The sequence below is a fragment of the Desulfonatronum sp. SC1 genome (assembly GCF_003046795.1).
GTDB lineage: Bacteria > Desulfobacterota > Desulfovibrionia > Desulfovibrionales > Desulfonatronaceae > Desulfonatronum.
In genome coordinates this window covers 67,079-90,341 of sequence record NZ_PZKN01000018.1, presented here as the reverse complement: position 1 = coordinate 90,341, position 23,263 = coordinate 67,079, and the positions used below count along the sequence as shown (strand labels likewise).

General features: G+C 59.2%; 15 protein-coding genes. 4 read left to right on the top strand and 11 right to left on the bottom strand.

Features of this window, described 5'->3' with window-relative positions:
* Nucleotides 1–510 precede the first annotated feature (510 nt).
* Nucleotides 511–1,188, top strand: a complete 678-nt coding sequence (locus tag C6366_RS11125; protein ID WP_107737950.1) for a dienelactone hydrolase family protein — start codon at nucleotides 511–513, stop codon at nucleotides 1,186–1,188.
* Here C6366_RS11125 and C6366_RS20595 read toward each other — a convergent pair.
* Genes C6366_RS20595 through C6366_RS11105 form a run of 4 tightly spaced genes read right to left on the bottom strand, consistent with a single transcriptional unit; the run spans nucleotide 1,163 to nucleotide 8,789 of the window.
* Nucleotides 1,163–3,235 (bottom strand): response regulator, encoded by a 2,073-nt coding sequence (locus C6366_RS20595; RefSeq protein WP_158269745.1) that lies wholly within the window; start codon nucleotides 3,233–3,235, stop codon nucleotides 1,163–1,165. The two genes, C6366_RS11125 and C6366_RS20595, sit on opposite strands and share 26 nt — an antisense overlap.
* Entirely contained in the window at nucleotides 3,232–6,900 is a 3,669-nt protein-coding gene (locus C6366_RS11115; protein WP_107737948.1) for a response regulator, read from the bottom strand. The genes C6366_RS20595 and C6366_RS11115 overlap by 4 nt, the downstream gene beginning before the upstream one ends.
* Nucleotides 6,901–6,915: 15 nt before the next feature.
* Complete coding sequence (locus C6366_RS11110; RefSeq protein ID WP_158269744.1) at nucleotides 6,916–7,845, bottom strand: ABC transporter substrate-binding protein; 930 nt, start codon at nucleotides 7,843–7,845, stop codon at nucleotides 6,916–6,918.
* A 17-nt stretch (nucleotides 7,846–7,862) separates the two neighbouring features.
* Nucleotides 7,863–8,789: a transporter substrate-binding domain-containing protein gene (locus C6366_RS11105; protein WP_107737945.1), complete on the bottom strand. Its 927-nt coding sequence runs from the start codon at nucleotides 8,787–8,789 to the stop codon at nucleotides 7,863–7,865.
* A gap of 408 nt (nucleotides 8,790–9,197) precedes the next feature.
* Between C6366_RS11105 and C6366_RS11100 the strand changes: the two genes are divergently transcribed.
* The 3 genes from C6366_RS11100 to C6366_RS11090 all read left to right on the top strand — a co-directional run bounded on the left by C6366_RS11100 (nucleotide 9,198) and on the right by C6366_RS11090 (nucleotide 11,483).
* A complete protein-coding gene (locus C6366_RS11100; protein WP_107737944.1) occupies nucleotides 9,198–10,364 on the top strand; it encodes an LL-diaminopimelate aminotransferase in 1,167 nt (388 codons plus the stop codon).
* 78 nt (nucleotides 10,365–10,442) lie between these two features.
* Nucleotides 10,443–10,949, top strand: a complete 507-nt coding sequence (gene folK, locus C6366_RS11095; protein ID WP_107737942.1) for a 2-amino-4-hydroxy-6-hydroxymethyldihydropteridine diphosphokinase — start codon at nucleotides 10,443–10,445, stop codon at nucleotides 10,947–10,949.
* A gap of 273 nt (nucleotides 10,950–11,222) precedes the next feature.
* The gene (locus C6366_RS11090) at nucleotides 11,223–11,483 is read left to right on the top strand and encodes a transcriptional regulator (protein ID WP_107737941.1); all 261 of its coding nucleotides are present in this window, start codon (nucleotides 11,223–11,225) and stop codon (nucleotides 11,481–11,483) included.
* A gap of 161 nt (nucleotides 11,484–11,644) precedes the next feature.
* Here C6366_RS11090 and C6366_RS11085 read toward each other — a convergent pair whose 3' ends face one another.
* The 7 genes from C6366_RS11085 to C6366_RS11055 all read right to left on the bottom strand — a co-directional run bounded on the left by C6366_RS11085 (nucleotide 11,645) and on the right by C6366_RS11055 (nucleotide 23,240).
* A complete protein-coding gene (locus tag C6366_RS11085) occupies nucleotides 11,645–13,417 on the bottom strand; it encodes an aldehyde ferredoxin oxidoreductase C-terminal domain-containing protein (protein ID WP_107737939.1) in 1,773 nt (590 codons plus the stop codon).
* Nucleotides 13,410–13,844 carry a 4Fe-4S binding protein gene (locus C6366_RS11080; RefSeq protein WP_107737938.1) on the bottom strand — a complete coding sequence of 145 codons (435 nt, stop codon included), beginning with the start codon at nucleotides 13,842–13,844 and terminating at the stop codon, nucleotides 13,410–13,412. The genes C6366_RS11085 and C6366_RS11080 overlap by 8 nt, the downstream gene beginning before the upstream one ends.
* 137 nt (nucleotides 13,845–13,981) lie before the next feature.
* Nucleotides 13,982–14,311 (bottom strand): STAS domain-containing protein, encoded by a 330-nt coding sequence (locus C6366_RS11075; RefSeq protein WP_107737936.1) that lies wholly within the window; start codon nucleotides 14,309–14,311, stop codon nucleotides 13,982–13,984.
* 71 nt (nucleotides 14,312–14,382) lie between these two features.
* Nucleotides 14,383–17,502 (bottom strand): cellulose synthase subunit BcsC-related outer membrane protein, encoded by a 3,120-nt coding sequence (locus C6366_RS11070; protein WP_146164832.1) that lies wholly within the window; start codon nucleotides 17,500–17,502, stop codon nucleotides 14,383–14,385.
* A gap of 23 nt (nucleotides 17,503–17,525) precedes the next feature.
* Entirely contained in the window at nucleotides 17,526–18,593 is a 1,068-nt protein-coding gene (locus C6366_RS11065; protein WP_107737933.1) for a glycosyl hydrolase family 8, read from the bottom strand.
* On the bottom strand, nucleotides 18,590–20,851 hold the full coding sequence (locus tag C6366_RS11060; protein WP_107737931.1) for a cellulose biosynthesis cyclic di-GMP-binding regulatory protein BcsB: 2,262 nt from the start codon (nucleotides 20,849–20,851) through the stop codon (nucleotides 18,590–18,592). The genes C6366_RS11065 and C6366_RS11060 overlap by 4 nt, the downstream gene beginning before the upstream one ends.
* A 73-nt stretch (nucleotides 20,852–20,924) precedes the next feature.
* Nucleotides 20,925–23,240: a glycosyltransferase family 2 protein gene (locus tag C6366_RS11055; protein WP_107737930.1), complete on the bottom strand. Its 2,316-nt coding sequence runs from the start codon at nucleotides 23,238–23,240 to the stop codon at nucleotides 20,925–20,927.
* Nucleotides 23,241–23,263: the final 23 nt, after the last annotated feature.

Genomic DNA, 23,263 nt, shown 5'->3' with positions numbered 1-23,263 from the left:
ACAATGCAGCAGATGCGCACACTCCATTCATGTCTTTGTTGGAATGCCGGGGCACGAAAAGCGACCCGCAAGCTTGAGGAACCAAGCGACGCCCAGGCCCAGATACTGAAGGCCATGGGCTACGGAGTGAGCAGTGGGGTCTTACAGGAATTGGCGACTTAACACACCGAAATCACTTGCGTTTTCAAAAAAAATGACGTTCAATCTGTTAAACTCCTGTCTGACAGACAAAGTTGAACTCACGCTCATCACCTATTGGGACAATCTGGAATCAATCAAAGCGTTCGCTGGCAACGATATTTCGCAGGCACGGTTGTACCCAGAAGACGAGGTTTACGAGCTTGAGCCTGACCTTTCAGTACAGCATTATGAGGTCATCGAACATCAGTTTTCGCCAGAGCAGCGTAGGTAGACGGGTGCGCTTGCTTTGTAACAAGGCCAGCCGCGGCGACGGCTTTTTCATTGCGGCTTCGCCTCCATTACAAAGCCGCGCGTGCTGAGCGGCGTTAAATGACACACATGCAACGATTCATAGTTTCGGATATCTTCGGAAGAACAAAGGCACTGGAGCAGCTTGCTTCAGAACTTTCAGGTAACATTGAGATAATTGATCCCTACAACTCCGAAATTATGGAATTCGAGAATGAAGATGCTGCTTATTCATATTTTACGAAAAGAGTCGGGCTTCATGAATACACTGACAAAATATCAGACGCAGTCAAAGCCTCAAATTGCCATGTGAGTCTGTTGGGTTTTAGCGTAGGAGCATCAGCTATCTGGAAGTTATCCGGGAATCCAGATATGAATAATATCATCGGTGCCGTCTTGTTTTATGGTTCACAAATTCGGCATTACACAGAAAAAGACCCTCTATTTCCAATTAATCTCGTATTTCCAAAAACTGAAAAACATTTCTCAGTTGCGGCGTTAATCTCCAAACTTATACAAAAAGATAATGTGCAAATTCACAGGTCAAATTATCATCATGGCTTCATGAACTATCATTCACGAAATTACAGCGAAAGTGCCTACAAAAAGTACATGCAAACTCTGTGCAATGTGCCATTTAACAAGTCCATCCATATGGTCGCCTTCGACGGTGCATGTCGCGCAGTGTCTGGAGAGGACGCCCTGAGGTCGGGGCAGGCCAACGCGCCCGCCCCTATTCCTCCGAAAATCCCAGCATGATTTCGGTACGCTGGTTTTCGTCGTCGATGTGGACCTGGAGGGTCGCGCCGAGGGTTTCGGCGATGAGGCGGGCGGAGTAGGCGCCGAGGCCCTCGCCGTCGGGCTTGCCCCAGGTGGCGCCTTTTTCCATGAACCGGGTGCGGATTTCCATGGGGACGACGCCGCTGTTGGCGATGCGGACCCGGATTCGGGATCGGCCTTCCTGGTCCGTGTCTTGCCGCGGAGGGTGCTCCAGGGTCACGGTTACCGGCCGGCCCGGAGGGTCGGCTTCCAGGGCGTTTTTGATCAGGTGCAGGAGCATGGAATAGCAGAGCAACTCCTCGCTGCGGATCATAATCGAGGCGGGGGCGTCTTCGGTGATGAGCTGGACGGCCTTGTTCTTCATCGCTCCCAGGGGCGACAGGGCTCTGAGCACGTTTTGAACGATGCGGGTCAGGTTCACCGGATGGGGGTCGACCTGATAGACGCCCCGTTCCAGTTTCCACAGGTCGATGGACGCGGCGATCATTTCCAGAAGTTCGAAACCGGATCGTTCAATGTCGCGTACGGTTTCTTGCAGCGAAGCCGGAAGATCCCGGGTCGCGAGCAGGCGATCCGATTTGTTCAGAATATCCATCAGCGGGCGTTTGAGGTCGTTGCGCACGATGCGTTCCACGCTGTCGCGCATGTTCAGGGCGTCTTCGAGGATCGTGTTGCGCCGGGCCAGGTCGGTCAGGGTGCGGCGCAGGGTCAGGTGGGTGCTCACCCGGGCGTGGACCACGGATGGGTCAAAGGGCTTGGGGATGTAGTCCACCGCGCCCAGCCGCAGCCCCTTGGCTTCGTCCGTTTCCGTGGACATGACGGTGATGAACAGGATCGGGATGTCCCTGGTCCGCGGGTCGTCCTTCAGAGCCTCGCAGACTTCGTAGCCGTCCATGTCCGGCATCTGGATGTCCAAAAGAATGATGTCCGGCGCGGGCTCGGCCCGGGCCAGTTCCAGGGCTTGGCTTCCGGAGGTGGCGCTGATGGTCTGGTAGGTGTCCTGGAAGATGGCCTTGAGCACGTTCAGGTTGATCTGCTCGTCGTCGACGAGCAGAATGCTTTGCTGCTCCCGGACCGGTCGCGGAGCGGTGAACGGCTTGCTGATCTCATCCAGTCCGTCCAGCACGGCGACCTTGTTCCTGCCCGTGCTTTTGGCTTGGTATAGGGCCTTGTCCGCGGCCAGGAAGAGATCATGAGCCGTCTTGCCGTCCCGTTGAGGAACCATGGAGGCCACGCCAAGGCTCAAGGTGATGGTCGGCGCCACGGGGCTGAAGGCGTGGGGGATGCCCAGGGCTTCGACGGCCTCGCGCATTTTTCGGGCCACCTCCCTGGCCCCGTCCTGGTTCGTACCGGTGAGCAGGCAGATGAATTCCTCTCCTCCGTACCGGGCCACCAGGTCGGTTTGTCTGGAAACGATGCCGCTCAGGCTTCTGGCCACTTCCCGCAGGCATTCATCCCCCGCGGCATGGCCGTAATGATCGTTGTACAATTTGAAATGATCGATGTCCGCCATGACCAGCGACAACGGTTCGCCGCTTCGGACGGCGCGTTGCCACTCGAATTCCAGGAATTCCTCGAACCGGCGGCGGTTGGCGATGCAGGTCAGGCCGTCCTTGTTGGAGAGATTTCGGAGAATGTCCCGCTTGCGCTTCAGTTCGAGATGGACCCGAATCCGGGCCAGAACCACGGCCGGGCCGAAGGGCTTGGTAATGTAGTCCACCGCGCCCGCGGCCAAGCCTTTTTCCTCGTCTTTCTCATTAGATTTGGCCGTGATGAAGATCACCGGAATGTCCCTGGTTTCCGGATGTTCCTGCAACCTCCGGCAGACCTCGAATCCGTCCAGGTCCGGCATCTGGATGTCCAGCAGTACCAGGTCCGGCTTTTTCTCGCCAAAGGCCCGTTTCAGGGCCTGTTCGCCGTTCAGGGCCACGCTGATTTCGTAATCGTCCTGGAGGATGGCGTTGAGAACCTGGACGTTCGGTCGCTCGTCGTCCACGATCAGGATGCGGGATTTTCGTTCAGTCATCTTGTCTCCAACGGTCCAAGCCGCCTTGTCAGTTCCGCGATGGTCTCCGCGGCTTTCTCGAATTGAAAGTCCTGGATTTCTTGCGGCAATCGACCGGTCAGGTCCGAATATCGCCCATCAAGTCGGTTTAGCAACCCCTCGGCCAGTTCCTCGGCCCGGGGGTTGCCGTCTTCCAGAAGTTCGCCCAGATCATTGATCAGGGAATGGAGGGCAGCCACATCAACGTCCGGATGCGCCGCCGGGCTCTCTACCCGCGCCGTTTCGGCGGGTGAGGAAACGGTTTCCGGGATCGGAATCGAATCTTCCGGTGATGCATCCGGCGAGACAGAATTTGATGTGGCCAGGGCGGTCAGGCTGGTCATCACGGTATGGAACGCAGCGGAAAACTCGGCAAAGGCAGCGGCCTGGCCGTCCGGATCGGTGTCTGGACCGGCCTTGAGCGCATGCTCCAAGACCTGGGCCGCTTCAAAAAGCTCATTGGCCGCCAGGTTGCCGGCCACGCCCTTGACGGCATGAACGGTGCGGGCAGCCTGTTCGCGTTCTCCGGCCTGGGCGGCCTGGTCGATTTTGTCCAGCCTTTCCGCGTAACTGCCATGGAAGTCCAGCAACAATTTCAGATACAGCTTTTCATTCCCGCGCAGCCTGGCCAGGCCTTGGGCAAGGTCAAAGCCGGGCAACTGTTTGGGTAAGAGAGCAGATGCGGAGGGTGACGGCAAGGCGGCCGACGAAGGAACCGCGCTTGCTGGAGCGGTTGGCGTTGTCGCGGGTTCATCCGTTTTTCGCTCTCCATCGTTCGTGGGCAGCCATCGAGCCAGGGTGCGCCGCAACAGATCCGGGTCGATGGGCTTGGACACATGGTCGTCCATTCCGGCCTCTAAAGACTTCTCCCGAACGCCGGTCATGGCGTGGGCGGTCATGGCGATGATGGGAAGGCGTGAACCGTGAACCTCCGCCGCGCGAATGCGCCGCGTCGCCTCATACCCGTCCATCTCCGGCATCTGAATGTCCATCAGCACTAGGTCGAAGCGTTCAGCGGCGACCAGTTCCACGGCTTTTCGTCCGTTGTCGGCCAGGCGCACGGTCAGGCCGAAGCCTTCCAGCAGCTCCCTGGCCACCTGCTGGTTGATGGGATTGTCTTCGGCGACCAGGACGTGGCCGTGCAATATATCCGGCGGGGGCGGAGCGGGCTCGACGCGGTCCTGCGTCCGGACGGTCGATGTGCAGGACGGATCGGCGAAGAAGCTGGTCAGGGCGTCGAAGAGCATGGACGGATTGACCGGCTTGAGCAGCAGCCCGTCCAGTTCCCGGTCGCTGACCCGGCTCATGACCTCTTCGCGGCCGTAGCCGGTGACCATGACCATCAGGGGCAGGGTCTTGCTTTGCGGTTCGGAGCGAATTCGGCGGATGGCCTCGATGCCGTCCATGCCCGGCATCTGCCAGTCCATGAGCACCAAATCATAGGCACGGCCGTGGGCGGCGGCCTGTTGGACGAGGCGCAGGCCTTCCTCGGCCGAAGCCGCCGTATCCACATGCAGGTTGAAGCTGACCAGCATGTCTCGCAGGATTTCCCGGGCACTGAGGCTGTCGTCCACCACCAGGACCCGGCGATGGCCGAAATCCACCTTGGTCAGGCAATGGGTCGGGCGTTCCTTTTGTTTGCCGAACCGGGCGACAAAGGAAAACTCGCTGCCCAGGTCCGGGGTGGAGCGAACCTCGATCCGTCCATGCATCATCTCCACCAGGCGGAGGGAAATGGTCAGCCCCAGTCCGGTGCCGCCGAAGCGCCGCGTGGTGGAAGCGTCGGCTTGGCTGAAGGCGGTGAACAGTTTATCGATCTGCTCCCTGGTCATCCCGATGCCCGTATCCCGGACGGTGAAACGCAGCGTCACGTGGTCGTCCGACTCCTCCCGCAAACTCACGCCGACTTTCACTTCTCCGTGTTCAGTGAATTTCAGGGCATTGCCCGTGAGGTTGGTCAGCACCTGGCCCAAACGCAAGGGATCGCCGATGAGATAGTTCGGGATGTCCGGAGTATAGGCCAGCAGGAATTCCACGCCCTTGGCCGCGGCCTTTTCCGAGAACAGGGTGGACAGGTTGCTCATCACCGCGTCCAGGTCAAAGGGGATCTGTTCGAAGTCCAGCCGTCCGGCCTCGATCTTGGAGAAGTCCAGGATGTCGTTGATGATGCCCAGCAGATTCTGGGACGCGCCGCGGATTTTGGTCAGATAGTCCCGCTGCTGTTCGGTGAGGTCGGTCTTCAAAGCCAGGTGGCTGAGGCCGATGACGATGTTCATGGGTGTGCGGACTTCATGGCTCATGTTGGCCAAAAAGAAGCTCTTGGCCTGGGTGGCGGCTTCCGCGGTCTCTTTGGCTTCCAGCAGATTGACGTTGGCCTCGGCCAATTCCGCTGTTCGTTCGTCCACCAGGCGTTCCAGGTGCAGGCTGTGCTGTTCCAACTCCTGGGCGTATTGCTGGGTCTTGGAAAACAGCTCGTGAATTTCCCGGGCCATCAAGTGGAAGGAGCTGGCCAGCACGGCCAGTTCGTCACGGGAGGAGGGCGGACGGGTTTGGTCTTCCGGAGCGAAATGAACATGCACATCCGAGGGCAACAGAGGTTCTCCCTCGGTGGCCTTGCTCTCTCGCCACGTCAGGGTGAAGCTTTGGACCTTGTCGGTCAGTTCCCGGATCGGTCCGGCGATGCGCCCGGAGAAAAAGGCCGCCGCGGCAATGCCTAAAAGCAGCGTCAGGGCCCCCACGGCCGCCATGTACAGCAGGAGTTCGCGTACCGGACGGTTGATGTCGGCCACCGCGGCCACGCCGATCAGCCAGATGGGCAGGTCGTTCATCTGAAGATGGTCCAGGAGCAGCGTGGAGGTCCGGGAAGGAATGTCTTCGGGGCGGTTCCACTGTTGGGCCAAGGTGTTGAACTCGCCCCGTGCTGGTGACGGCTCGTCTTCCTCCACGACTTGGTCCGGGGTGAAAAAAGGACCTTGATGCGGCTGGTAGGCCAGGCTCACGAAGCCCTGGTTGCCGATCCTGGTCGCGCCGAACAGGGTCTGTCCGGCTGTTTCCAGGTTGATCATGGTCACCAGGTGCGTGTCGTCCAAGGGTACGCCCTGGTTGAGGATGGCCTGCTTGAAAACCAGCACGTGGCGCTGGACGAGCATGCTCGGAGCGCGGGGCAGAGCCAGGAGCAGGGGCGTTTCCACGTCGGTCTCGTTCAGAAGGTCCATCAGACGGTCGCGCTCCGGTCGATCCAGCCAGCGCAGGTAGGGCGTGTCCTCGTACAGCGCCTTGCCGTCCTTGGTGATCAGAATGTTCTCGATCCAGGGCTCCTGGGTCCTGATCTGGGCGAAAAAGTCGCGTAGGCTGGGTACGAACACCGAGCCGAGCCGCGGATCGGCACCCACGAACTCCACCAGCGGGTTGCCCCGCCAGACGTAAAGATTGGCCTGGCGGACGTTGATGAACTCCTTGAAGATGTCCGAGGTCAGGGCCAGGGAATGACGCAGTTCCCGACGGGATTCCCCTTCCAGGAGACCCACGGCCCGGTAGGCGGTGACCAGGGAAAGCACCAGGACCACCAGCAGCACGATTCCGGCGGTCATGAGCAGCAGGCGGGTTTTGATGGAAGAAGCGGACAACGCCGCGACGGTCTTGAGCATATGAAGTCGGATATCCTACTGGGTCGCCTGGATCAGAGCCCGGAACTGGCTCAGGGTCAGCCCGTACTCCTCTTTCCAGATGGTGTTCAAGGTCGAGGTTTCGGTTCGGACCTGTTCGGTGAAAAAGGCCTGCACCGCGTCCCGCAAATCCTCATCTTGGCGGCTGAAGGCCCAGCCGATTTCATCCATCGGGCCCACGGGAAAGGCCACGCTCAGGCCCTGGAAGCGGTTCACGGATTCCCACAGGGAAACCTCGGCGTCCAGCAGCGTGAAGTCCGCGAGTCCTGACTGCACGGAATCCAGTTCAGCGCCGGAGTCGATCAAAAGCACCTGGATGGGATTGTCCCGGAAGGCATCCTGATTTTGCTCCAGGACCCAGGTGTGCAGACTGGAGTTCAATGCCACCCCGGCTGTTTTTCCGGCCAGATCGTCCATGGACGTGAACTCGGGCAGCCGGTCCTGATCAATGATGACCATGATCCGATTCAGGAACAGAATGGCGAAATCCATTTTTTTCAGCCGCCATTCATTCTTGGTCAGGTGGGTGGGGTAGACGTCGCAACGCCCGGTTTCCAGGTGGTGCGGAGTGTATTCGGCTTCCAAAACGGTCCGGCCTTCGGCGTTGTGAAACTGCTCGTCCCATTCCAGGCGATGAAAAACCGGGCGCACGTCCGGCCCCAAGGCCGCGGCCACGGCTTCCACAACGCGGGGGACAGGCCCGGCGACTTCGCAGTTTTTTCGGCATGCGGGATCGGCGAAAGTGACGTATGCCGGAGTCACCGGCACGACGCAGGCCCGCAGTTCTCCTGACTCCCGGATTTCCTCCAGCCCGCGGGCCTGAGCCGAGGAAACGGAAAGGAGCGGGCAGAGCAGAAGGAAAAGCAGAGCGAGGGCAAGGCCTTTCCAGGTGAGCTTGCGGGGGGCGGACATGGACTGAGTGGGCATGGCGATCTCTCCTGAGGTTATTCCTGCATCGAGCCGAGCAGACTGATGAATTGGTTCAGATTCATTCCGAAATGGCGGATCCATGTCGCGTTCAGGGCTGAATCGCGTCCGGTGCGTTGCTGGTCGAAAAAGTCCTGCAAGGCTTGGCGCAATTCCGGATTATCCTTGCGAATTCCCCAGCCCACTTCTTCCATGGACCCCACGGGAAAGGCCATGACCAGATCGGGAAACTGATGACGAATGATCCAGAAGGCCGCGTCCGCGTCGATCACCGTGAAGTCGGCCAGCCCCCGCGCCAAATTCTTCAGACCGTCGGCAGTGGGCTGAAGGCGGATGTCCACTGGTTCGTCCGCGAAGGTCGTTCGATTTTGGTCCTGAAGCCAGGTGTGATAGGAAGTGTCTTTTTCCACCACCGCGACCTTCCCGCCCAGTTCGGACGGACCACGGATCGTGCTTTGACTCTCGGCATTCACCAGCACCATCATCCGGTTGGTGAACATGGTCACGATGTCCATTTTTCGGAGCCGCCAGTCATTCTTGGTCAGGTTGTTGGGATACAGGTCGCAGTGCCCGGAATCCAGCAAGGCCGGCACGTACTCCGCGTCCCGGTCGGTGTGTCCCTGGTCGTTGAAAAACTGCTCGTCCCAATCGATGCGCAGGGCGCGCATGGTCACCGAGTCGCCAAGAAAGGCCGTGAATGCCCGCGCAGCCTCGAAAGCCGGGCCGGAAAACCGGCAGTCCTCCCGGCACCCCTCGGGGTCGGCCCGGACCACGGATGGATGGATCGGCGCGAAACAAACCCGTAGTTCGCCGCTGTCCAGGATGTCCTGAAAAGACCGGGCCTGCGATGGATCAGTCAAAAAGATCGCCGCGACGACGCCCGCGAGCACGGTGAGGGCGCGAAGCCAAAGGCGCGCGGTACGCCGAATCAATGGTTGGTTCATGGTGGAATACCTCCTGGGCGTCTCTTTAGTTTGCAGGGAATGTAATGCCCGCGTCCCTCAACACGGAGGTCGTCGAAGACCGCCGACACTTGAGACAGGTCACCCCAGGCTTATGTTTAGCGTACTCAACCTCAACTTGGCAAAACATTATTTTCAGTGCGCATGCGGGCGTTTCCTTGAACGGTCGCGCGAAAGGACGTCGGTCGCGATGGAGAGGGGGAGTTGGCCGGGCGGCGGCCCGGGAGTTGCGATTTGGTTGCGATTTGACTTCAGGAGCCACTCTTTACTAGACTTTATTCTGGTGACAAGCCTGCTTCCGCAGGTGCCTGGAGGGGAGTGGAGGACTTTTTCTTCATGAACCGACGAGCCGTCAACCGAGAACCTTCAATACTCAAGGAGTTCCCAAGCATGCCGAATTTCAAGCCGGCGCGCCGTCTGGCGCAGTTGCCGCCGTATCTGTTCGCCGAAATCGACCGGGTCAAGAATGAAGTCAAGGCCAAGGGCGTGGACATCATCGACCTGGGAGTGGGGGATCCGGATCTGCCGACTCCGGACTTCATCATCCAGTCCATGAACAAGGCCGTGGCCAAGAGTGAGCATCACCGCTATCCGTCCTACTCCGGGTTGAACTCCTTTCGGGAATGCGTGGCCAGATGGTACAAATCCCGCTTCGGCGTGACCCTGGACCCCACCTCCCAGGTGCTCAGCCTGATCGGCTCCAAGGAGGGTTTGGCTCATTTTCCCTTGGCTTTCGTGGACCCCGGCGACCTGGTCATGACCTCGACGCCCAATTATCCGGTTTATCCCATCGCGACCATGTTCGCCGGAGGGGAGACCCATTTCGTGCCGCTGACCGAATCCACGGACTTTTTGCCGGACCTGGACGCCATCCCCGAAGACGTCTGGAAACGGGCCAAGATGTTTTTCCTGAACTACCCCAACAACCCCACCTCGGCCATGGCTCCGCGAAGCTTTTACGAAAAGCTGATCGCCAAGGCCCGTGAGTTCGGAACCATCCTGGTTCATGACGCCGCATACTCGGAAATGTACTACAATCCGGCCAACAAACCGCTCAGCATCCTGGAAATTCCCGGGGCCATGGACGTGGCCATCGAATTCCATTCCCTGTCCAAGACCTACAACATGACCGGCTGGCGCGTGGGCATGGCCGTGGGCAATCAGGAGTTGGTCCAGGGCCTGGGCAAGATCAAGAGCAACATCGACTCCGGCATCTTCCAGGCGGTCCAGGAAGCCGGGATCACGGCCTTGGACCACGGCGAGGCCTTTGCCCAGAAGATGCGGGACATCTACAAGGGCCGACGGGACGTGGTGGTGGCGGAACTGGCCAAGATCGGCCTGGAATGCCGCTCCCCGGAGGCCACCTTCTATGTCTGGACCAAAGTCCCCCAGGGCCGGGACTCCACCGGCTTCGTGGCCGAGGTGCTCCAGAAAACCGGAGTGGTGGTCACCCCGGGCAACGGATTCGGCGCACCCGGAGAGGGCTATTTCCGCATCGCCTTGACCGTGGGCGAGGACCGTCTGCGGGAAGCCTTGGCTCGGATCGCCAAGCTGTAATAATGGCAGGGGAGGGGGGAACGTGACGTTCCCCCCTTTCTTTTTTGAATTGATCGAAATCAGTTTCCACGTGCGGCCATGACGCAACCCGGAATCACGCGGGCGTTCATCAGCCTGGGCTCGAATCTTGGAGATCTGGAAGGCAACCTGGGGCAGGCTCGCGAAAACCTCAACGACCTGCATGAAGCCCGGCTCGGGCCATGTTCCCCGGTTTATTTCACGGAACCCCAGGACGTCCGGAATCAGCCCTGGTTCGCCAATCAGGTCGTCGCTCTGGACTGCGGGCCGATATGGACGGCCCGTGAACTGTTGCGAACGCTCCTGGAGATCGAAGACCGCATGGGACGGGTCCGCGAGCAAGACAAAGGCCCGCGAATCATCGATCTGGACCTGCTTCTTTTCGGCTCACGACAACATGACTCTCCGGAGCTTACCCTGCCGCACCCGCGCCTCCACGAAAGGGCGTTCGTCCTCGTTCCCTTGCAAGACATCGCCCCGGACCTCGTCTTCCCCGACGGAACAAGCCTTTCCAAAGCACTTGCCCGCTTGTCCTTTCAGGTTCAGGGTCGGGATATTTTTCAGTAGGGAAGGGCTTGCTTCGCGGAACACGTTTGAGCTTTCAGGATCGACCTTTTATTGAATTCAGATTACGTGATTATTGCCTCCTTTCATACGAGAAAGAATTGAATGAGCACCTTGAACTGATTGACGGGAATCGCCTTGTGGCCATGCTGGAGAAAGAGGAAATCGGCGTTGTTCCGCGTACGGTCTACGATATCGATTACGCTTTTTTCCGGGCATATTTACCAGAGAAGCCGGAACCGGCGATGTCGGTAAACGGCGGGTTGAGGAGTTTTCATGCTGAAATTTCTAATTTTTATTGCCGCGGCTTTCATCTTGTACAAACTTTTGGCTGGCGACTTTCAGAAAAAGAAAGAGGTCAAGGAAAAGGAAAGCGAAAACCTGGCCGCCAACGGCGTGATGACCAAGGATCCGGTCTGCGGCACATACGTGCCCGTGGGCAGCGACATCCGGATCAAGGAAGGCGAGACCGTGCATTGCTTCTGCAGCTATGAATGCCGGGATTCCTACTTGAAGAAGCTGGAGGCCGGGAAGTAGCGGCGGGTGATAGGCGGTATCGGGAAGAGAATCATTGCAGTAATCTTGGGATAAGAGCACGAAATAAAGAATCCCGGCCCCAAAAGGGGCCGGGATTCTTTATTTCGTGGCGCGGAGATTGCGGCCAAATACCCGGTTGATCCGGGCCAAGCGTGGAAAGGTTACGCCGATTCATCCTTGGCCGGAAGCGGAGCGCCCATTTCCCGGATGGCCTTGATGTAGGATTGACGCAGGGCGTTCAGGTATTCGTGGTCCATCTTCCCGGCCCAGGTTTCCACTTCCAGGAAGCGTTTCGGGATGGAGGTCTTTTCCGGTTCGTAGCCAGTGGCCAGACGCATTCGCCAGCGCAGGCGCTGCATTTCCTCGGCGGCCTTGTCCATATTCTCGGCCAGTTCGGGCAGGCCAACGACCTTCAGGCATTCGGCCAGGAGCGACTTTTTGAAGACGCCCCGGGCAAAGAGACAGGAGACCATGGACGTCAGCAGAACGCGTTCCCGTTCGTCCTCCACGAAGTAGCGGGTGGCTTTTTCAGGATCCTTGTCGTGCTTTTTCTGGTCGTAGCCATAGGCGCCGGTATCCAGGTGGGAGTGGCGGAAGGACAGGGACTGGGAGGCGAAGAAGGTTTCGCCGGTGGCGTACCCGGCCATTTCCTGGCCCAGAACGCAGGCAAAGTCCTCGCCGCCGTACTTGGCCGCGGCGTGGGCCACGCCCTTGGCCAGGTCCGCGTAGAATTCGTTCTTGGCGTGGCCCAGGCACCAGATGGCTTCCTTGTAGGCCGCGGTGTTGCCGAAGGCCAACTCTTCCTCCACCTGTTCCTTGCTCAAAAGCCCCTTCTGGTAAGCCTCGGTGGCCCAGGCCAGGGCCACTCCGGCGCTCATGGCATCCAGCCCTTCCTTTTCCACCTCGTCCATCAGGGACAGACAGTCGGACGCGTTCATCACCCCGAGCATCGAGCCCAGGGCGAAGATCAGTTCGTAGTCGTAGGCCACCTGGCGTATCTGGAAGCGGTGTTCGTCCTGGAACTGCTCCCGGAGCATGCCCACGTGAATGCAGCCCACCGGGCAACCGGCACAGGCCGTGTTGCGAATCAGCAGATCCTTGGCAAAGGTTTCGCCGGAAATGCCGTCCACCTCGGGGTCCGTGGTCTGGGTCAGATTGCGAATGGGCAGGGACTTGAGCGCGTTGAGCGGGGCTACGTTTCCAGGGGTTCCCAGGTCGTGGTACTTGCTCATCATTTCCGTTGCGGTCATGTCGTTGTGGACTTTTTTGAACAGCTTGGCATAGGCCTTGGAATCGGCGCCCGGCAGCTCCTGGTCGCCGTCTCCGGAGATCACCAGGGCCTTGACATGTTTCACGCCCATGACCGACCCCGCGCCCAGCCGTCCGAAATGGCGGAAGGTGTCCACGTTGATGCAGGCGTAGGCGGATAACGTTTCCCCGGCGGGGCCGATGCGCAAGATGCTGCGGTGGCCCGAAGAGCCGGGAAAGGCCCTGCGGATCACCCGGCCCGTGGTCAGGGCGTTGGCCCCCCACAGGTAGTTGGCGTCCTTGGTCTCGATGATCTTGGAGCCCACATGCACGGCAACGGGCAGTTCCGCCCGGCCGCGCAACACCACGGCGTCGTATCCGGCGAAGCGCATGGCCAGGGCCAGGCGTCCGCCGGCGTGGGATTCGGCGTATTGGTCGTGGTGCGGCGACTTGAACCCGCAGACCACCTTGGACATCAGCGGAAAGTAGCCGGTCAGGCAGCCGATGGCGAAGATCAGAGGCTGGTCCGGGTGGGACCAGGGCTCCTTGGGCAGGCCGTAGGTTTCAAACAAAGCCGCGGCCAAGCCGCTGCCGCCGATATGAACGTTTTTGTCGCCAAAGGAGATGATTTCGCCTTTGTCCCGGTCCAGGTGAACGATGCAGACGCGAAACGCGGTATCAGTCATTGGCCCCACCTCCCTTGCGGACGTGTTCCTGTTTTTTGCGCATTTCCAGACAGGCGTGGGGGCAGAATTCAACGCACTGGCCGCAGTGAATGCACACGTACGGCTGATCTTTTTCGTCCAGGTAGACGGCGTCCACCGGACAGGCCTTGGCGCATTTCCCACATTGGATGCAGAGCTTCATCTTGACGAGCACTCCGCCGCCCTTGCGTTGGGAAAAGGCCCCGGTGGGGCAGGCCTTGGCACAGGGGGCCGGATCGCAGGCCAGGCAGAGCCGGGCCTCGAAGCCGGTGGTGATCCCGCCGCTGGATTTGATCCGGATACCGGCCATGTTCCAGGAAAGTTTTTTATGCACCTGGCGGGCGCAAGCCAGAGAGCAGGCATGACAGCCGATGCATCGGTCCATGCGCGACGCACGCAAAATCTTCATTGGTTTCCTCAATGGTTGAAAGGTTGAAAGGTTGAGCGAGCCGCTAAACCCGACAAGCTACCCTTTTTCCCCTCAGGGCGCAAAACCCTTAGTTTGAGTTAATCGGGGATGTGCGAAGAGCTCGAACTAATTATGGATTATGCTTGCAGAGCAGCACTTTTTGAGGAATAAATGCTGAAAATTTTATCAAATTTTGTCAATTTGATTATATTGTACACATTCTCATCAATGCTGCACAGGACAAGTTTTTGATCTTGATGAACATTTTTTAATAAATAAATAAGCGATCCGAGTCCTCTGCTATCAATAAATTTAACATTACTCATGTCCAAGACTATGATTTTGTTTTTTTTATCTAACATCTCCAAAATATTTTTTTTGAAAGTATCCGCAATAATCGCATCGATTGTGGGTATTTTAGGAGTTAGAACTATAGTTTTTTCTCCATATTCAACGTCAATTTGCATTATAATCCTCCATGCACTGAACCGTTATTATAAGTATTTTGATTAATATTGCTATGTGTTGTCCGAAAATGTCAAAAATCACCTCTGGAAAAGAATGCCTCTCGTGGTTCGAATAAATACTGCAACAACAAGCCGGCCTGCCATTGCGTATGGTCCGAGGCGTTGTTGATCCCGGCTGTGGCTCCGAAAGACCAGTTCTTGGTGATCAGCTTCATGGCTTGCAGGTTCATCGCGGCTGCCAAGGCGGATTTGCTCTCTTTGGGGTATTTGCCCTGAAAATCATTGCGTGCCGCTGTATTCATGGTTTCTGGCGCGGCTCCGGAAATCTTCCGGTAGTGGGGCGCTTCCTCGCTCACGTAATCCATCCAGCCCAGGCTGGCGTAGAGGTCGAACCAATACCCTTTGCAGCGCGGGGACTGGAGACGTACGAACGGACCCGCGACGACAAAATGGTCCGGGCTGAAGTAGCCGCCATGTCCGAAGGTGTGGAAGTTCTGGTTGTTCTGGAAGTGGAAGGCGGTCAGGGACAGGCCGCTGGTGAGCGCCATGCCCCTGAGGTCATCGGTCCGGCCCAGGCTCAAATTTCCGGCGACGCTATGGTTCTCGGCGACATTCTCGCCCCAGTAGTAGTCATATTCCGCCTCTGCCGCCAGCCAGTATGAGGTTGTCAGGTCGAAGGTCTTGCGGGTTTTGAGTCCGCTGTGCACAACCCGGCCCCAGGTCGCTTGGCTGTACGGGTCTTTCTGGCCGATGGAGGAGAGCAGGGAATCCGAGACCGAGCCCTGGCGCAGCTCCAGGGACCAATCGTTCTCCTGGCCAAGGCCAAGATGAAAAATGGGCAGGGCATGGATCGGGCCGCCCAGGGAAGTCGCGCCCAGCATGGCCTCGAATCGGTGCCGGCCTTCCCGCTGATAGACCACTTCCGGGGCTACGACCCAGACCTGGTCCAGTGGCGACTGACGCTGACGGTCCTGATCCAGGAAGCTGTAGAACGAACCCATGTAGGCGTCTTGCGGGGCCTTGTCCGTGTTCAGCAGGCGCGGGGTGACGCGCAGGGACCATTTGCCTCCGTGGGCCGCGGGGCTGTGGTACTGCACCGGGAAGCTGAGTTCGTTCAGCCGGGACAGCCCCCTGTCCCCCGTGACCCCACGGTATTGTACTCCGGTGTCCAGCCAGGGCGAGTCGCAATTGGCATAGCAGGTGCCCCGACCGGATTCGGGATGGGTCTGGGCCGCAAGGATGGGCAGTTCCTCCGTGGCATAGGCGTCCGCCGCCGCTGTGCGCACATGGGGACTGACGTGACCGGCCATCTCCTCCAGCAGGGTCCAGAAGGCGGTTCTGTTGTCCAGTTCACGGGCGTTGGTCAGCACGGCCTCGGCAGTCTCCTGGTCCGGCTGCTGTGCAAAGGCCTCTAGAAAATGATCATGCGCGCCTTGCGGATCACCCAACTGATACAAGCTCCACCCCAGGAGCTGTACGGCGCCTATATCCGGGGTCAAGTCCACGCAGTGTCGCAGATAGACCACGGCCTGATCCAGACTGCCGGCAGTGAATTCCTCGTTGCCCAGGGTGCAGTAAAGTGTTCCCAGCACGTTCCGGAGTTCCGCGGTCAACTGCTCCCGCCGGGCTTCCAGCAGGGGGATGGCCTCTTGGCCACGGCCCAAGGCCTGCAACGAAGCGACCATGCCCATCAGGGCGTCTTCTTCCTCTGGGGCCTCCGGGCCCCCCCGGGCCAGCCGGGTTGCAAAAACGTCCAGAGCCTGTTCGTGGCGATCTGAATGAAACAGAGCCCAGCTGCGTAGAGCCAAAAGTTCCGGGTCGTCCGCATCGTCCGGGGCAATGGCTGCATGCCTGTCCAGCCAGTGCAGGGTCCGGGGATGGTCTTCCGCGGAAAAGAATCGGGCTGCCTCGGCGCGGTAGAGCCGGGTCAAGACAGGCAGGAATAGCTCGGACGAAGGTGCCCCCTCCGCCAAGGAGATCGCCTCATCCGTCCGGCCCTGGCGCTCCAATAGAGCGACCAGACCCTCCAGGGCCGAGACATTGGCGGGGGTGCGCCGATGCACATCGCGGAAAAGCTCTTCCGCGCAGGTGTCGTCCCTGGTTTCAAAACAGTTCCAGGCCATGATCAGCCGCAACGCGTCGTCATCAGGGGCAAGGCGCAGGATCTGCTCCGCCAGTCGGGCGTACTCGGGATCATCCGGGGAGAGGTCGGCAATGCGGCGCTGGAAAAGTTCCAGTTCCAGGCGGGCCAGTTCGGCCAGGGCCGCGTCGCGGCCCTGCATCTGCTTCCGCTGCCGGGCAATTTCCCGCTGGGCCTGGTCAAAAGGCAAGCCCGTGATGACACGTTGCAGTAGGGGCACGAACAGCCCTTGTTCCCGCCCTTGCAGCGGGCAGGAGAGCAGCTTGCGGGCCACCTCCCTTGCCGTTCCCCGTGCGCCCTGCTCCCGCAGGGCCTGGGATGCCTGAAAAAAAGCATAGGGCTCGCGGCACTGATCAAGCCATGCCCGGTGGGTGTCCAGAAAATCTTGCAGGGGTTGAGTTTGGCGGGCCTGTAACGCCGCCGACAGATCCTGCTCAAAGCGCAGCCGTTGGATTTCCTGGCGGCGCAGATCTTGCTGGTGTTCATCATCCAGTCCCGCCAGCACGGCCTCGGCCCGCTCCAATTGGTCTGCCTGCATCAAGGCCCGAAAAAGCGCGGCCCGGACTTCATTTGGACGATACCCGGCCTGCAACAGCCCCTCCAGCACCGATACGGCCTGGTCGTGCCGTTCCAAAGCGGTCAGGGCATAGGCCCTGCCCAGGGCCGCTTCGTTGCGCTGGTTTCCAGGCGGAAACAAGCCCGCGGCTTCCTCGAAAAAAGCCAAGGCCTGGTCATGGGCGCCCAGGCCAAAGGCGTCCCATCCGGCCTCGAGCATGCGACCACCATCCCGAGTTTGTTCCAGGGGCGGGACGATGGGTTGGAAACGAGTCGGGGCAGTCCGCTGGACGTCGCCTTGCTCGTCGCGCCGATGGATCGTCAGTCCACCGCTTTCCTCGCGCCGGACATCCACGGCCTGGGCCAGCAGTACGCCGGAAAGTCCCGGTTGGACAGGCGGAACTGGTAACGTGTCTTGACTAAATCCGGGCGTGTTCCACAGCAGAAGCAGAAAGCCGAGTGCGGGCAGGATGGTGGGGAGTGATTTCTGGTTCATGGCGGTCCAGATAAAAAGCAAGATCAGGGTGTATCGGCCTGGGGGATGTTCGTCTCTTCCAGCCGGCTCAGGACATAGAGGATGTTCGAGTAGTAGTCGTCTTTTTCATCCATGAATTTTCTGGCCGCCTCGTTCCACCATCGTTCGGCCGTTTCCAGCATGCCCAGATCCTGCGCGGCTCTGGCAAAAACGGCGTAAAACCCGGCTGAACCGGACTCTTGGGAAAAAGAGCCGTCAGTCAGGTCAATGCGCTGAGGAATGTGTCCGGCCTGATCCAGGGAGCGCACAAGGCCTTCCAGTTCGGGAAGAGCCGAGGTAGCCCCGGCCCAGCTCAGGTACAGGGGTACCCGGATGGTCTCAAAGCCGAAGACGGGTTCGTCCCCAGCGGGGAGCGGTTGTTCGGAGTCTTCGGCAAGGACGATCCAGTCCGGTGGCAGCATCAAGGGCGGAACCAGGGACGCTTCAAGCAGGGCCAATGAATCGGCCTGGGCCGTATTCCAGAAATCCGCGTCATCCTTCTCCGCAAAGGCCTGGAAGGCGGAAGGGATGTAATAGGAAGGGTTCAGGCGGATGCTGTCCGATTTCAGAAAGCCATGATACCCGGGCAGCAGCACAAGACGCCCCTGATGATGCACGCCCAGGTGCTCCCGGATAGACGCGATCAGGCCCGTGGCCTCTGTTTCGTAGGCGGATTCGGACCACTGTTTCGCGCCCAGCAGCAGCCCCCAGGCCACGAGGATGTCTCCGTCCGTGGCGTTGTTGAAGTCCAGCACGGCCCATTGGCCGGGCAGGCGCTCCCCCCAGGCCCAGGCCAGCAGGCTGTCCGTGCGGCGCACCTGCATGTTGTCCCGGGTCCACTCCCAGAGGGAGGCAAATGTCTCGCGGTCGTCGCACAAGGCCGCCACGACCAGCCCGTACCCTTGGCCCTCGGAATGGGACACGCTGTTCTGGAACCTGTCAACGACCCGCCCGTCCGAGGTGAGAAAGCGGGCTTTGAATACGGTCCAGTCCGTGCAGACATCGGCCTGGGCCGAACAGGCGAGAAGCAGGGTCAAAAACCCCAATGCCGCACTTCGTGTAAACTGTCTCATTGTTGCTCCTTGGCTCGCATTCTGGCTCGAAGCAGACGCCTCGCTACCAGGGCGGTCAGCGCCAGGATCACCAGAATCGTGCCGAAAAACCAGACCGGGTAGGTGTTCACCAGATAGGTGAACCAACTGAAGGTTCCCAGGTCGCCCACGAAATAGCGATCCCCGGATTGCTGGGAACGGACGCCGAATTCCAGATCCTTGAGGTCGGCCAGGACGACGTTGCCTTGGGCTTGCCCTTGAAGGAATGGATCCTGAAGCGCGTAGGCACCCCGCAAAAGGGCCTCGGGGGATCTGGCCGTGGCTACCATCAGGGTGCGCATGGCCGCGTACGGCGAAAGACTCTGCGTCAAAAGCAGTTTGTCCGTGTCCATGACCAATTGTTCCAGGGCCTCGCCATGCACCGAGGGCAAAGAGACGCTGCGTGGGCGCTCGGGAAAGATATCCGCCAGTATCCTGTTCCACCAGTACAGTGACTGGTCCCTGGTGCCTTGCAGCGCGCCTTGCCAGGGATAGGAAGTCCGGGGGGCCATGGGGGTGGCCCGGAGAATGTCCGGAGAAATGGCCGGATAGGGGGCGACCACCAGGATGTCCAGGGCTTCTTGAGGCGGTTCGTTCAGGAAGCGCAGTTGATAGGGAGGAATTCCGGTTTTCTGGCTGATCATGGCGACGATGTTCACAGCCGCGGCGGCGCTGTGCGGGTCATCCGGCGGCAAAATAATGGCGGTCTCCCTCCAGTCCGGCCATTTCGTCAGCGGAAATCCGTCCTCCACGAACAGGGCCAGGTCGGGCATCTCGGTCCAGTAATCCAACTTCGGGAAGGATAGCATGGAGTCGTCAAAAACGGTCACGAACAGGTTTTTCAACTGGATGAAGGTGCAATGGTCCGTGACCAGCGGGGAAAGCACGGGTTCGAAGGTGAAGGTGTTCTGTCCGGGCCTGAAATAGTACATGGGAATATGAATCTGGTATCCGCCATATCTGCCGCCGGCGGGATTGCCCAGGGGCACGCCGGCGATGAATCGGCCGTTCAGGTGGATGTTCACCACCGAGTCTTCGCGCATTTTTGCACCGTAGGCCAGATGCACGGCCAGCTTGGCAAAGAGGTTGCCGGGCAGCAGGGTGTCCGAGGGCAGGCGGATCGTCAGGTTTTCCGGAATCGGGTACATGTCGGTGAACGTGCGCGAGGCCATGCCCAGTTGCGCGAACGTGTATTTATGCCCCGGCACGACCAAGCTCTTGCCCATCTCCTGGGTGATGTTCGGAATGACGACGGAGGCCGGGTCGGTACTAGATACGTCCGGCAAGGGGAAGGACAGCAGGGAAAAGGCCTCGCTGGAGAGGCGTACTGCCTGCATGTTCGCACCGGACAGGAGGATCACGGCCCGGGTAGGGTCATCCACGAAGCGTTCCCGGTCAGTTTGTCCTGAAGCATCTTCATCTTTCGGCATGGCCGGGGCAGGCCCGGGCAGGGGCATTATCCCGAAGTCGCCCTCGGGGGCACGACGCTCGTACTGCTGCAAGACGTCGGCGGCAAAGGCCGTATCGCCCAGTAGAATGTTGTCCACACCCTGGCGCAGATCCTGGGAAAGGGTAAAGGTCACCGGGCGGAACTCGAAACGCAGGGCCACCCCGGATGCGGCAATGGCCGCGAGATTCAGCATTTCCGGACTATACTCCGGAACCACCAAGTGGACGCTGTTTTCATTGAACTGCTTGGGATCGAAAAGAAAATCGGCAATGGAGGACAGGGCCATGGGCAGCGGTTTCAGAGCGTAGTCTACCTCCAGGATAGCGCGCTCCACCGAGACATGGGTCCACAGAATCGGGTTGCCCGGGTCGGTACACTGGTCGTCGTAGTCCTGGGCCACGGCAAACTGAAGCTCGTTGAACCGGGGTTTGAGCAGCGTCGTGGGAATCGGCACGGTGACGACACCTTCGGGGGATTCGGGCAGCAACTCGATCTGGGCCAGAACCTGGTCGTTGAAGCGGACGATCAAACGAGAACGTTTACCCAGCAATCCCGTGGAATTGACATACGGAAAGCGCAGGCTGGCCGAAGCCACGTCCCAGCGCCGCGGTATTGGGACACTGACCCGAAAATCCGCTGCCTTGCCCTGCAAGAGCGGCTTGCCCACGATGGAAAACTCGGTCAGCGGGATGGACAGGGAGTGCTGTGCAGCGGCTGGACCGGCCATGCCCAAGAGCAGCAGCAAGAACAGCAGGCTTGGAGCCGCAAGATAGAACATTGGTCGTTTCATGAATATCTCCTGAATTGATACGCGGTTTTAATCGAAGAGTAGATAAAAACTGGGGGAGTATTGAAAACCGAATTTATCGTGCCCTGGCCATCCCCATCCTGCGCAATAGCATTCCCGCCCCCGCACAAAGCTGGGACCACAGCAGGAGCATGATTCCGCGGAAGTTCCGGACAACGCCGCTGACACCGATGAAAAATAAGTACTGAAGGCCTTGCCAAGGTGAAGTCTTGTGACGTTCACGGCGTTTATCCCAGAAATCCTCCCAGCGCTGGCTGTCGCCGTAGACAAAGCTGACGACCTTGGCAAAGGAGAATGGGTCCTCGGCCTGAAACTGGCAACCTACAAGTCGGTCTTTGCCCGCAGACAAGATGCGGACGACCTCCAAAGGCAAAATATGCTCCTTCCCGTAACTGTCCCGAGCCTGGAATTCGACCCGGTCCCCCACGGCAACAGCCACACCCATCGGTAGCAAGAACCCCAATCCATCCCCGGAAATATCATGGACCACGACCTCGATCGGCGCATCCAAACCCATGGCCGTATCCGACTTGGGCAGAATGCGCACCAGGGCGGCTTCCTGCACCGGCATGCGGTGTTTGCGGCGGATCTGGCGGCGTTCCCAGACAATGCCCAGACAGAGGAAGACAAAGGTCAGGTTGAAGGTGTTCCAGGCCATGGTGATCAGGATGGAGTCGAGTTCCAGGGGGTGGTTCAACCAGCGCACCAAGCCAAAGGGGTAGGCCAAAAGAATGAGCGCCAGGATGACATAGAACGGCTTGGCCAGGGGGCTGAGAAAATCCTGCTTCAAGCTCGCCTCCTTGGGGGTTACCTTGAAGGAAGGGGACTTGGGACGGATCAAAGCGCTGATCATGGCCGGAAGATTGTAGAGGCTGAGCACGATTTCATAGAGTTCGGAAAAGAACGGGTGCCGCACCTTACCGTGCAGAAAATCCGTGAAAATGATCGCGCAGAACAGGTGCGGCATGGTGAAGGCCAGAACCTGGCCCAGGGAGGCGTTGTACACCCGCAGGCCAAAGCCCAGGTACAAGATAGGCGCGAGGAAAAAGACCACCCGGGACAGACTGAAGAACCAGAACGCCGAAGAATTGGTGTAGCAGATGCGCTGAAACCACTTTAATCCCTTTAAAAACAGTGGGTTTTTGAGCATGAATATCTGGACCATGCCCTGGGCCCAGCGGTTGCGCTGGGTGACCAGGTCACCGAAAGTTTCCGGCGATAGGCCGCAGACCATGGGTCTGGATATATAAGCGCTGCTGTAGCCCCGGGCATGCAGCCCCAAAGCCGTTTCCGCGTCCTCGGTGATGGTCTGCCCGGCAATCCCCCCTGCTTCCTGGACGTACGAGCGCCGCAGGATGGCCGCGGAACCGCAGAAAAAAGCCGAGTCCCAGTAATCCAGCCCCAAAAGCACGGAGCCGTAGAACATCTCGTTCTCGGCGGGCTTTTGCTCAAAGATGTTCAGGTTGCGTTCCACCGGGTCCGGGTTGATGAAAAAATGCGGGGTCTGGCAGAGGAACAGCTTCTTATCCCGCATGAACAACCCAACGGTATTTTGCAAAAAATCCTTGGACGGAACATGGTCGCAGTCCAGGATCAGAACCAACTCCCCGCCTTTGTCCCCGAAGCCCCGCCCCTCCAGCAAGGGTACCTTGCCCGGTTCATCCGCCATGCCCCAGGAGGTGCGCTGCAGGGCTGAATTCAGGTTGCCGGCCTTGGCATGATCGTTCTTGCCCCGGGTCAGATAATGCACTTCCAGAAAACGGGAGAGGCTTCTTAAGGCTTCATGTCGTTTGACGGCTTGCAAGGCTTTTTTCGGATTTGGGTCGAGCCGCTTATTGATACTCCCGCCGTCGTCCAGGATGTAAATGTTTAGTTTGTCCTTGGGATAATTCATCTGGACCGCTGCCGTGGCGGTGATGGAGACGATGTCCAGGGGCTCATTGTAGGTGGGGATGAACACGTCCACCGTGGGCAGGTCTGGATCGTCCAGGTCCACGCTGACGATTTTTCGTTTCAAGGGCATGGCATTGACGAACATCCCCATGAGGTAAATGCCAATTCCGTAACACTCGGCCAGAAACAGCAGGCCCATGGCCATGGTGTCCGCCGGGCTGGTGTAGTACAGGGTGTCGAAAACCCTAAAGGAGACGTAGCGTAGGGTGATCAGCAGGCAGACCAGAATGATCAGCAGCCGCTTGGTGTCCTCATTGATGACGCTGACCCTGCGTAGGACGATCACCAGCAGCACGGCACTCCAGCCCAGGATGAACTGGTCGCGCAGGGGCAGATAAACACCAGCCGCGAAGAGCAGGGTCAGAACGCCGGGGATCAGCAGTAGCGGGTTCCACCAGGAAGCAAGGTTGCCCTTCATTGTCGCATCCCGTGTTCGTTCCG

Bases quoted from the DNA above. Each gene is read 5' to 3' on its own strand.
- C6366_RS11125 (WP_107737950.1), top strand. From the start codon at position 511: ATGACACACATGCAACGATTCATAGTTTCGGATATCTTCGGAAGAACA.
- C6366_RS11070 (WP_146164832.1), bottom strand. From the start codon at position 17,502: ATGAACCAGAAATCACTCCCCACCATCCTGCCCGCACTCGGCTTTCTG.
- C6366_RS11100 (WP_107737944.1), top strand. From the start codon at position 9,198: ATGCCGAATTTCAAGCCGGCGCGCCGTCTGGCGCAGTTGCCGCCGTAT.
- C6366_RS11060 (WP_107737931.1), bottom strand. From the start codon at position 20,851: ATGAAACGACCAATGTTCTATCTTGCGGCTCCAAGCCTGCTGTTCTTG.
- C6366_RS20595 (WP_158269745.1), bottom strand. From the start codon at position 3,235: ATGACTGAACGAAAATCCCGCATCCTGATCGTGGACGACGAGCGACCG.
- C6366_RS11065 (WP_107737933.1), bottom strand. From the start codon at position 18,593: ATGAGACAGTTTACACGAAGTGCGGCATTGGGGTTTTTGACCCTGCTT.
- C6366_RS11080 (WP_107737938.1), bottom strand. From the start codon at position 13,844: ATGAAGATTTTGCGTGCGTCGCGCATGGACCGATGCATCGGCTGTCAT.
- C6366_RS11075 (WP_107737936.1), bottom strand. From the start codon at position 14,311: ATGCAAATTGACGTTGAATATGGAGAAAAAACTATAGTTCTAACTCCT.
- C6366_RS11085 (WP_107737939.1), bottom strand. From the start codon at position 13,417: ATGACTGATACCGCGTTTCGCGTCTGCATCGTTCACCTGGACCGGGAC.
- C6366_RS11090 (WP_107737941.1), top strand. From the start codon at position 11,223: ATGCTGAAATTTCTAATTTTTATTGCCGCGGCTTTCATCTTGTACAAA.
- C6366_RS11115 (WP_107737948.1), bottom strand. From the start codon at position 6,900: ATGCTCAAGACCGTCGCGGCGTTGTCCGCTTCTTCCATCAAAACCCGC.
- C6366_RS11105 (WP_107737945.1), bottom strand. From the start codon at position 8,789: ATGAACCAACCATTGATTCGGCGTACCGCGCGCCTTTGGCTTCGCGCC.
- C6366_RS11110 (WP_158269744.1), bottom strand. From the start codon at position 7,845: ATGCCCACTCAGTCCATGTCCGCCCCCCGCAAGCTCACCTGGAAAGGC.
- folK (WP_107737942.1), top strand. From the start codon at position 10,443: ATGACGCAACCCGGAATCACGCGGGCGTTCATCAGCCTGGGCTCGAAT.
- C6366_RS11055 (WP_107737930.1), bottom strand. From the start codon at position 23,240: ATGAAGGGCAACCTTGCTTCCTGGTGGAACCCGCTACTGCTGATCCCC.